At 55.4% G+C, this 9,818-nt stretch carries 13 protein-coding genes and 1 tRNA gene; 13 read left to right on the plus strand and 1 reads right to left on the minus strand.

Going from position 1 to position 9,818, the window contains the following annotated elements; genetic code table 11:
- From K0B87_08310 to tpx, 10 genes are all read left to right on the plus strand, one after another.
- Positions 1-189 (plus strand): thymidine kinase (locus tag K0B87_08310; GenBank protein MBW6514743.1); only part of this gene is annotated, 189 nt, incomplete at its 5' end.
- Between the two features lie 3 nt (positions 190-192).
- A complete protein-coding gene (locus tag K0B87_08315; protein MBW6514744.1) occupies positions 193-444 on the plus strand; it encodes a YggT family protein in 252 nt (83 codons plus the stop codon).
- Between the two features lie 15 nt (positions 445-459).
- The gene (locus K0B87_08320; protein MBW6514745.1) at positions 460-1,041 is read left to right on the plus strand and encodes a DivIVA domain-containing protein; all 582 of its coding nucleotides are present in this window, start codon (positions 460-462) and stop codon (positions 1,039-1,041) included.
- Complete coding sequence (locus tag K0B87_08325) at positions 1,038-1,859, plus strand: purine-nucleoside phosphorylase (protein ID MBW6514746.1); 822 nt, start codon at positions 1,038-1,040, stop codon at positions 1,857-1,859. The genes K0B87_08320 and K0B87_08325 overlap by 4 nt, the downstream gene beginning before the upstream one ends.
- Before the next feature lie 82 nt (positions 1,860-1,941).
- Complete coding sequence (locus tag K0B87_08330; protein MBW6514747.1) at positions 1,942-2,343, plus strand: TraR/DksA C4-type zinc finger protein; 402 nt, start codon at positions 1,942-1,944, stop codon at positions 2,341-2,343.
- A gap of 10 nt (positions 2,344-2,353) precedes the next feature.
- Positions 2,354-2,905, plus strand: coding sequence for a signal peptidase II (gene lspA, locus K0B87_08335; GenBank protein ID MBW6514748.1), 552 nt, complete (start codon positions 2,354-2,356; stop codon positions 2,903-2,905).
- 14 nt (positions 2,906-2,919) lie between these two features.
- Positions 2,920-4,356 carry a hypothetical protein gene (locus tag K0B87_08340; protein ID MBW6514749.1) on the plus strand — a complete coding sequence of 479 codons (1,437 nt, stop codon included), beginning with the start codon at positions 2,920-2,922 and terminating at the stop codon, positions 4,354-4,356.
- Between the two features lie 19 nt (positions 4,357-4,375).
- Positions 4,376-5,218 carry a hypothetical protein gene (locus tag K0B87_08345; GenBank protein MBW6514750.1) on the plus strand — a complete coding sequence of 281 codons (843 nt, stop codon included), beginning with the start codon at positions 4,376-4,378 and terminating at the stop codon, positions 5,216-5,218.
- A gap of 31 nt (positions 5,219-5,249) precedes the next feature.
- Positions 5,250-5,516, plus strand: a complete 267-nt coding sequence (locus tag K0B87_08350; GenBank protein MBW6514751.1) for a hypothetical protein — start codon at positions 5,250-5,252, stop codon at positions 5,514-5,516.
- Positions 5,517-5,815: 299 nt separating this feature from the next.
- Positions 5,816-6,319 carry a thiol peroxidase gene (gene tpx, locus K0B87_08355; GenBank protein ID MBW6514752.1) on the plus strand — a complete coding sequence of 168 codons (504 nt, stop codon included), beginning with the start codon at positions 5,816-5,818 and terminating at the stop codon, positions 6,317-6,319.
- On the opposite strand, the gene K0B87_08360 is transcribed toward tpx, so the two are convergent.
- Positions 6,320-6,991, minus strand: a complete 672-nt coding sequence (locus K0B87_08360) for a metal-dependent hydrolase (protein MBW6514753.1) — start codon at positions 6,989-6,991, stop codon at positions 6,320-6,322.
- Positions 6,992-7,187: 196 nt separating this feature from the next.
- Here K0B87_08360 and K0B87_08365 point away from each other — a divergent pair.
- From K0B87_08365 to K0B87_08375, 3 genes are all read left to right on the plus strand, one after another.
- Positions 7,188-7,264: transfer RNA gene (locus tag K0B87_08365), tRNA-Arg, on the plus strand.
- Between the two features lie 47 nt (positions 7,265-7,311).
- Entirely contained in the window at positions 7,312-9,246 is a 1,935-nt protein-coding gene (locus K0B87_08370) for an ABC transporter ATP-binding protein/permease (protein ID MBW6514754.1), read from the plus strand.
- Positions 9,243-9,818 (plus strand): hypothetical protein (locus K0B87_08375; GenBank protein ID MBW6514755.1); only part of this gene is annotated, 576 nt, incomplete at its 3' end. The genes K0B87_08370 and K0B87_08375, both read left to right, overlap by 4 nt.

Here is a 9,818-nt window from a genome sequence, read left to right on the forward strand (position 1 = left end):
CCCTTTGCCAGCATGCCCCAGCTTCTGGCCATCGCCGAATACGTGACCAAAAACCTGGCCATCTGCGTCAAATGCGGCAATCCCGCCAACCGTACCCAACGCACGGTCCACAAAGGCGAACAGATCCTGGTGGGCAGCACCGAGGCCTATGAAGCCCGCTGCCGCAATTGCCACGAAGTTTTGGATTGAGCCATGCCACTCATTATTGAATTCTTGGTCAGGCTGCTCCAGCTTTACAATATCCTGATCCTGGTCAGGGTATTGATGAGCTGGTTTGTTCAGAACCCTTACAACAACAAGTTGTATATCTGGCTGATCAGGGCCACGGAACCGGTTTTGGGCCCCATCCGCAGGATCATGCCCAGGATGGGACTGGATTTTTCGCCCGTGGTGGCAATGCTGCTGATCCAGATTATCGCGCGTTTACTTATCAGTACAGTATAGAGTTTGGGAGGAAAGATGTCTTTATATCCCACAGACATACGCCATCAGGAGTTTTCCGGAGCGATGTTCGGGTATAGCAGAAAGGAAGTGAAGAATTTTCTGGAGCAGTTGGCCAGCGAAATGGAAGATTACCAGCGCCGGCAGGAGAAAGAGATCCAGCGCCGCGACCAGATGCAGGTGGAGGTGAGGCAGGAAGCGATCCAGGCCAGCAGCGCGGTTGAAGATCTCAAGCGCCGCGAGGAACTGATCAGCCGAACTTTGGTCTTTGCCGAGAAGACCAAGGCGGATATCATTGCCAACGCCCGCAAGGAAGCGGAGAACATCATCCATGAGGCGGAACTCAAGGCCAAAAGGGCGATCCAGGAAGCCAAGCAGTATCTGAGCGCCCTGGAGCAGCAATACATCCAGATCAAGGAGCAGAAAAGGCAGTTTCTGATGCAATTCAGAAGCGAATTGCAGACCTTCCAGGACCGCATTGAGAAAGACCCGCTCCTGGCCCGCGAGACCGAGCAACTCCTGGATACCGATTTTAAGCAGATCAAGGAAGAGATAAACCCCAATGCCAAGCCGCCCGTGGAGGATAATCAGATCTCATGAACGGTTCCCATCGCCAGACGGCCGAGTGGCTGAAACACAGGTTGCCAAAGCTTCCCAAGGTGGCGATCATTTTGGGCACGGGGCTCAATGACATTGCCGATAAAGGCTCGGTCCTCTGCTCCATCCCCTATTCCGAGATCCCCGGATTTGTGGGCAGCACCGCTCCAACGCACAAAGGCAACCTCATCCTGGGCGAATTGGGCGGAAAGGCGGTTTTATATCTGCAGGGAAGATTCCATTTTTACGAAGGGCATCCAATGTCCGCGGTGGTATATCCCACGCGCGTCATGGCCTGTCTGGGAGTGGAGACCCTCATCGTAACCAATGCTTCCGGCAGCCTGAGGGAACATCTTGTCCCCGGGTCGATAGTCCTGCTCAAAGACCACATCAACCACATGGGAACGAACCCTCTCCTGGGCGAGAACGATGAGAGCCTGGGCGAACGCTTTCCCAGCCTGAACGATCCCTATGACCCCGGCTACATGAAGCTGTGCCTGGACATTGCCGCCTCAAAGCAGATCACTCTGCAGCAGGGCGTCTACATCGGGGTGACCGGTCCCAGCCTGGAAACCCGGGCTGAGTGCGCCGCTTTCGCTGTCTGGGGAGCTGATCTGGTGGGCATGTCCACCGTTCCGGAGGTTATCGCCGCGAGGCACGCTGGCCTGAAGGTCCTCGCAATATCGATCGTGACCAACTACAGCAACCTCTTTCACAGCGAAGCCCACTCCCAGTCAGAGATCCGGGCCAACGCGGACAAGGCGTCTGCCGATCTCACGGGCATCATAGCAGATTTCATCTCCAGCCTGGACGGGGCATAGCGCGGATATTTTTGTTGACACAAGATGCCCGGTCAGATAACTGGAAAATTCGATTTAAATGATTGTATTACAGGAGCAAGCAATGGCGGCTAAGCCAATGTCACCGCAGAAGCTCAAGAAGTTTGAAGAGCTGATCCAGAACGAGCTTAAGGAAAGTGTTGCCTACGTTGATGACATAAACAAGGACCAACGCATCGGGGCCCGCGAAAGCAGCGGCGATCTCTCCTCCTATTCCTATCATCAGGCGGATCAGGGTTCGGACACGAACTTGATGGAACAAACCGTGATGATGATGGAGCGCGAACGCGAGAAGATCCGCCTGCTCCGGGATGCTTTGGACAAGATAGTCAGCGGCACCTACGGGATCTGCGAGATGTGCGGGGAAAACATTGCCGAAACGCGTCTGGAGATGATCCCCCATGCCAAATACTGCATTTCCTGCATGGAAAAGATGGAAGACAAGAAACGCCGGCAGAAGAAGTAGAACAAGGCAAATGACCAAGCTCAAGACCTATCCCGCCTATATCATCATGGGAGCCGTGGTCGCTTTGGACCAGGCCACCAAGATACTCATCCGCAGCCTCATTCCTGAGGGCGGATGGATCACCGTGGGGGAAAAGCTGTTTGGCGACACCTTCCAGATCTGCCATCTGATGAACACCGGCGCGGCCTTCAGCATCTCGCTTCCCAATCCTCTTTGGAACAAGGCCTTCTTCATTTCCACCTCCGTGCTGGCCATAATTTTTATCATCTGGTTGCTGCATCACGCCACCCACAGGATCCAGGTCGTCGCTTTCGGTTTGGTCCTGGGCGGCGCCATTGGCAACAATCTGATCGACCGTCCCATCTTCGGCGCTGTCACAGATTTCATCAGCGTCGACATTCCCAACCTGATCACGGGTATGGACCGCTTTCCCGTCTTCAATGTGGCGGATAGCGCTATTTTCATTGGCATGTGCCTGCTGATCGTTGATCTGATCTTCATCCGGGAGAAAAAGGCCGCGGACGCGAAACCTGAGCCACTCCCTTTAGACGATAATTGTTAAACAAGGAGCCATAGATGAGAAATCTTTTCCTGAGTGTTTTGGTCCTGGCGCTGGCTGGTGGCCTCGCGGCCCAGGTCCTGACCTGTTATGATGTCCAGTACACCACCGCGCCCAACGGCAATTCCCCCTATTCAGGAAGTGTTGTGACAGTCGAAGGGATCGTGGTGGCGGAGACTTTCTATACGGGAACCAGCACCACGAACCGCGGATTTGTGATTTCCGATCCCGAGGGCGGCCCTTGGAGCGGGCTACTGATCTTCACCAACCAATATTTCCCCCAGCGCGGCGACAAGGTCCAGGTGACAGGTACGATCACGGAATATTACAACTTCACCGAGATGTCACCCACCACCGGATTTCAGGTGATCAGCCAGGGAAATCCCCTGCCACCCGCGACCCTGATCAACACTGGCGACCTGACCAACGCGACCACTGGAGAACAGTGGGAAAGCGTGTTCGTTAAGGTTGAGAACGTGAACATCACCAACACACCCAACAACTACAACGAGTTCTACGTCAATGACGGAACCGGTGCCTGCCAGGTCGACGACCAGTGTTTTCCCCGCAGTGGATTTTCCTGGCCGGCAATGAATGTAGGCCAGAACTGGGCCCGCATCCAGGGTGTGGTTGATTTCTCCTTTGACTATTACGCGATCAATCCCCGCGAGCTGACGGACCTGGTGCAGGAGGACACTGTTGCCAACGCCATCGTCAAGGTCCAGACGACCAACGCTGAGATCGACACCGAAGTGCCCGTGAATATCCTGACCTCCAGGATCAAGCCCGAATGGTACGTTTCCTCCTGGTCCGCCAAGATCAGGATCGATCCGGACAAGGTCCTGTTCAACGGCTTGGACCGCAGTGGCACCCTATCCGCCTTCCTTCCGGAATACACCGTTTCCGCCCACGGCGATACGATCGACATCAGCTACGTGTCCCAGGAACCGATCATCTCCGAGGTGGATGACGAGGTCCTGATCAAGCTGCTGCTGACGCCCACCAGTTATGGGGAAACGCTCATCGAACTGCTGGCCTTCGCCTATGACACGACTCCGATCCAGGCGATCAACAACGGCAGGCTGCTCACCGCGATCCGCCGCAACATTGCCTGGCTGAACATCACCAACCCCAACAACTCCAAGAACATCTTCAATCCGGAGCTGAACGAAAAGCTGACGATCGAATACGGCTGCAAATCTTCCGCCACCGGCATCAACGTCAAGGCGATCATGCGCATCTACGACGCGCAGGGACGGCTGGTGGCAACTCCCGTGAACAGGAACATCAGCAACGCCCTGGGCATCGAAAGCATCCAGTGGGACGGGCGCGATTCCAATATGCGCCGGGTGCCGATCGGATTGTATTATTGCCATCTTGAGGTGATCGAGCGCAGCACCGGCGCCAAGGAAAACACCGTGCAACCCATTGTCGTCAAAGCCGCAATGAAATGAGTGACAGAAGGAAAGCATCATGAAAAAATACTTTGTTCTTGGTCTCATCCTGATCCAGGCAGCTCTTCTGCTTGCCGTTTTTGATGATTACATCCCCTCGGCCCGGGCGCGAGGCTTGGGCGGAGCTTATACCAGCGTGGCCGATGACGTCAATGCCCTCTATTTCAACCCCGCCGGTTTGATCAACGTCAAATACGAGGCGCAGGTTGGCTTCAGCAATCTTTACAACCAGCCGTTCTCCCAGGTGAAGACCGCCGCCGTCGGGGTCCAGCTTCCCAAAAAGCTGGGGACCCTGGCTTTTGGAGCGCGGATGTTCGACGTGGATTTTGCCGACGAATCGCTCCTCAGCGAACAGATCTGGAGCGCGGGCCACGCCTTCGACCTGCAGAGCGACATCCATTCCCAGATCAGTTTCGGCTACGCCCTGAACTACTACCGCCTCCAAATGGCGGATGAAGAAACGGACCAGGCCCTGGGCATCGACCTCGGCGCCACCGCCTTTCTGCATGGCCGCACCAAACTCGGCTTCAGCGTCAGCAACCTCAATCAGACCACGATGGGCGACACCAACCAGCATCCCCTGCCCAGCAAACTTGCCCTGGGCATATCCTACATCCCCTATGAACGGGTCGTCACCAGCATCGAGGTCAAAAAAGACTTTGCCAAGGAAACCGAATTCATGGGCGGCGTCGAATACCACATCTTCGAACCCCTGAGCCTGAGATTCGGGGTTCATTCCAATCCCGCCACCTGGAACGCCGGCATCGGCCTGAACGTGCAGGGCATCGTCGTCGACCTTGCCTATACCACCCACGCCGTGCTGCCCGGTACGCTTTATGGCAACGTTGGCTACAAATTCTAAACAGGATGGGACTCACATGATAGGAATAACTTTGAAAAAGCTCCTGCCAGCCTTCATACCCATCGCCTGGCAGTTTGCCAATCATTTGAAGCGCAATTTGAACCACAACAACGACATCCGGAAATTTGACAAGACCGGGGATAAGCTCGAGACGATCGAAAACCTCATCGTGCGCCTGGAAAAGAAAGCCTTGGGCAACCGCGAAGAGGTCCGCAAGGCCAACGCTCGCCTGCAGATCTGGCTGGCGATCAATTCCAGCCTCCTGATCGCCATCGTCATCAAGCTGTTCTTCCTCTGATCTGCTGATTTCCCCGTTTATGCCAGTCCCGGGATTATGGCTTCCCCGGCCATGAACCCAGGACTGGTTTTACTTTGGCCCTTTTTCCAACCCGGTCTGCCCATTGTAATCTCGCCCTACACATCCCGAATAAAGTACGGGATGTGTAAGCTGAGTGTTCAAGCGGAATACCACCGAGGAAAAGGGACGAAGGCTTGTTCTGAGATCAAGATCAGAGGTATGTCCGAAAAGGGGGATTTGGATTTATTCTGCCGCCGCTTATTATTTCTCATAAAACAATACAAGCAAAGGATAGATAAATGGCAACTACAAAACTAAGAGGAAACCCCGTAAAAACATCCGGTCCGCTGCCCCGGATCGGCAGCAGGGCGAAGGATTTCGTCCTGACCGCCAACGACCTGAGCGACAAGACCCTGGCCGATTTCAATGGCCAGAAGATCCTTCTGAACGTCTTTCCCAGCGTGGATACCGCGGTTTGTGCCATGAGCGTGCGCAAATTCAACGCCGAGGCGGCCAAGACCAAGAAGGCCGTGATACTCTGCGTCTCGCGCGACCTGCCCTTCGCCCTGGGGCGTTTTTGCGGCGCGGAGGGCATCGACAAGGTGCTCACCCTCTCCGAACTGCGCAACCGTGATTTTGGTAAAGACTACGGCTTGGAAATGGTCTCCGGGCCCATGGCCGGCCTGCTGGCCCGGGCGGTGATCGTAATCGACGCCTCCGGCAAAGTGGCCTATCGCGAACTGGTGGATGACATCACCCACGAACCGGATTACGCGAGCGCGCTCAAAGCGCTGAAAAAATAGTCAGACAGAGTCTCCCGGTTTGAGGACGAGGCAGGAGGCCCCCAGGGCTTCCACCTTATCCGCGAAGACTTGCGGATCGGCCTCGATCACAGGCCAGGTGTTGTAATGGATGGGGATGGCGACGCGGGGCCGGACGAACTCCACGGCCTTCACCGCGTCGTCGATGCCCATGGTATAATTATCGCCGATGGGCACAAGCATGTAATCCACCTTGTTCATTTCCCCGATCAGCTTCATGTCGTAAAAGAGGCCCGTATCGCCAGCGTGGTAGATGCAGGTTCCATCCACCCAGAGCAGTATCCCCGCGGCCAGTCCGGCATATTCGCCATCCGGGGTCTTGCTGCCATGCCAGGCGGGTGTGAATTTCAGCCTGCCAAAGGGAAAGTCACGCGCTCCGCCGATCTGCATGGCATGGGCCTTGAAGCCCTTGCGGGTGCAGTATCCCGCCAGTTCAGCCACACAGATGATCAGTGAGCCGCAGCGCTGGGCGATCTTGAAAGTGTCGCCCAGATGGTCGCCATGGGCGTGGGTGGGGATGATGAAATCCGCTTCCACCTGTCCGGATTTGGCCGCCGCCACCGGATTGTCGTCCAGATAGGGATCGATCAGGACTGTGTGCCCTGAACCGGTCTTCACCTCAAAGGCCGAATGGCCCAGAAACCTCAGTTTCATCTTTGAACCTCCCTTGTATTTCTTGCCAGCCATTGTGCGAGCGTCAATTCTCAAGTCAAGATTTATTTCATTAATGCCCGCGTTGGGATAATCTTGGGGAAATCAATAACCAATATCAGCAGATGATTATTAAGTAAGCACGTGGAACATATAGTTCTTGACAGAAAAGCGGGGTTTGGGAACGTGGCTTGGTTGCGCGCCCTTGGCTCAATTGGATAGAGCATCTGACTACGGATCAGAAGGTTGGGGGTTCGAATCCCTCAGGGCGTGCCACAATTTTACTTGCCAGCTTTCGCTGGCATTTTTTTATTGCGCAACCTATGAGTAAAGAAAAGAGCCACAAAGGAAATTGGAGCGATCTCATCCAGATCTACCGGATGATGTTCAGGTATTGGCACATCCTGGTCACGGGCTTGGTGGCGATGCTGTTTTTCGCCCTGTTCAGCGGGATCAGCATCACCCTGGTCATCCCGCTCTTCGACTATGTTTTCAATCCGAACAAGACCGGGCTTATCTATCATGATCCCTCTTCCTTCCTCAGCGCCGTCGGCGTGGCCTGGGGCCAGTTCATTTCCTCCAGCGGAAACATCTTTGCCATCAAGAGCCTGGGCGACCTGGCGCCTTTCTGGGAAAGCCTGAAAGAGATCATGCTCAGGACCGATTCCCTGAGCCTGCTCTATGTACTTTGCGGCTTTGTGGTGGTCACCATCCTGCTGAAGAACCTCTTTTATTTCATCCAGCGGGTCCTGTTCGTCCGGCTGCGGGGAAACACCATCCGGGACGTGCGCAACATGATGTTCCGGCGCTACATGAACCAGTCGCTGGAATTTTACAACCAAAACCGGGTGGGTGACGCGATCGTGCGCATGGTAAACGATGTGGAGATCGTCAGCGAGCAGTTCATCAAATCTTTGCTGGAGGGGATCAGGGACCTGGTGACGATCCTGGTTTACATGCGCATCGCCCTGCTTTTGAATTCGCGGCTCTTTGCCTACAGCATCGTTGTTTTGCCGGCCTTCACCCTGTTGGTGGGCTTTTTGGGCAGGAAGATCAAGAAATATTCCCGCCGCATCCAAGCACAGTTATCCTCGATGTTCTCCACCGTGGAGGAAGCCCTGAACAGCATGAAGATCGTGAAGGCCTTCCGCCGCGAGGACAGCGAATATCAGGGCTTCAGCCGGATCAACCGCACCCACCTGAAACTGTGGAAAAAGGCCCAGACCTATTCCGCGATGAACCTGCCGATCTCCGAGATCAACACCACCCTCACCGGCGTGGTGGTGATCGTAATTGGCGGGAGGATGATCCTGCAGCCCGGCTCGACCTTTTCCCTGGGCGATTTCACCGCCTTCCTCTTCGCCCTCTTTTCCATGCTGCATCCGCTTAAAACGCTCACCCAGATCTACACCGAGATCAAAAAGGCGATGGTCTCCCTGGGCCGCATCTCTTTGGTGATGAACCAGCAATCCACGATCCAGGACGCGCCCGACGCCATCGACAAACCCGATTTCATCCGGGATATCGTCTTCGAGCGGGTCGGCTTCCATTATGAAGCCTCCAAACCCGTTTTGCAGGATGTATCGCTCACGATCCGCAAGGGGGAAAAGATCGCCTTTGTGGGCGCCAGCGGAGGCGGGAAGACCACCCTGGCCAACCTCTTCAACCGGATGTATGATGTCAAGGAAGGCAAGATCAAAATGGACGGCATCGACATCCGCCAGATCAAGCTGGCGCATCTGCGCCGGTTGTTTGGAGTGGTGACCCAGGACAGCGTTCTGTTCACCAAATCCATCCGGGAAAACATTGCCTACGGCACTCTGGAAGAGGTATCCGACGATCAGGTCCGCAAGGCCGCCAGGATCGCCCACGCGGAGGAATTCATCCTCGCCTTTCCCAGCCAGTTTGACGAGATCCTCCAGACCAAGGGCGCCAACCTTTCCGGCGGTCAACGCCAGCGGCTGTGCATAGCCCGGGCGATCGTGGGTGATCCGCCCATCCTCATCTTTGACGAAGCCACCAGCGCTTTGGACACCGAAAGCGAGAAACTTGTGCAGCAGGCCATTGATGAAGCCACCCAGAACCGGACCGTGATCATGATTGCGCATAGGCTTTCCACGGTGCTCAAGGCAGACCGGATCGTTGTTCTGGAGCACGGGAAGATCGTCGGCACGGGCAGGCATGACGAACTGCTGCAAAGTTGTGAACGCTATCAGAAGCTCTACAACATGCAATTCCATCCCGGTGAAAACCAATGAAGATCAGCGGATTTTCCTTTGTGCGCAACGGGATCAAGCTCTATTACCCCGTGGTGGAATCGATCTTGTCCATCCTTACCATCTGCGACGAATTCGTGATCGCCGTGGGCAAAGGTGATCCGGATGACATGACCCGCCAGGCGATCGAGGCCATTGGCGACCCCAGGATCAGGATCATCGACACCGAGTGGGAGGAAAAGTGGCTGAAAGGGGGCATGGTCCATTCCGTGCAGACAGATATCGCCATGCAGTCCTGCAGCGGCGACTGGCTCTTCTATCTGCAAAGTGACGAGGTGGTCCATGAAGCGGACCTGCCCCGCATCAAGCAACGCTGTGCCGAGCTTTTGGACGATCACCGGGTGGAGGGGCTGCTTTTTCGCTACAAGCATTTTTGGTGCGATTACGACCACTGCCACACCGGGCATGGCTGGTATCCCCACGAGATCAGGATCGTGCGCAACCTTCCCGACATCCATTCCTATCAGAGCGCCCAATCCTTCCGCTGGTTTGATTTTTGGGAAAGCCCCCGCCAGCCAACGGGGACCCACAAACTCCGCGTGGCCAAGGTGGAC

Origin of the sequence: Candidatus Syntrophosphaera sp., from assembly GCA_019429425.1 — a bacterium.
GTDB lineage: Bacteria > Cloacimonadota > Cloacimonadia > Cloacimonadales > Cloacimonadaceae > Syntrophosphaera.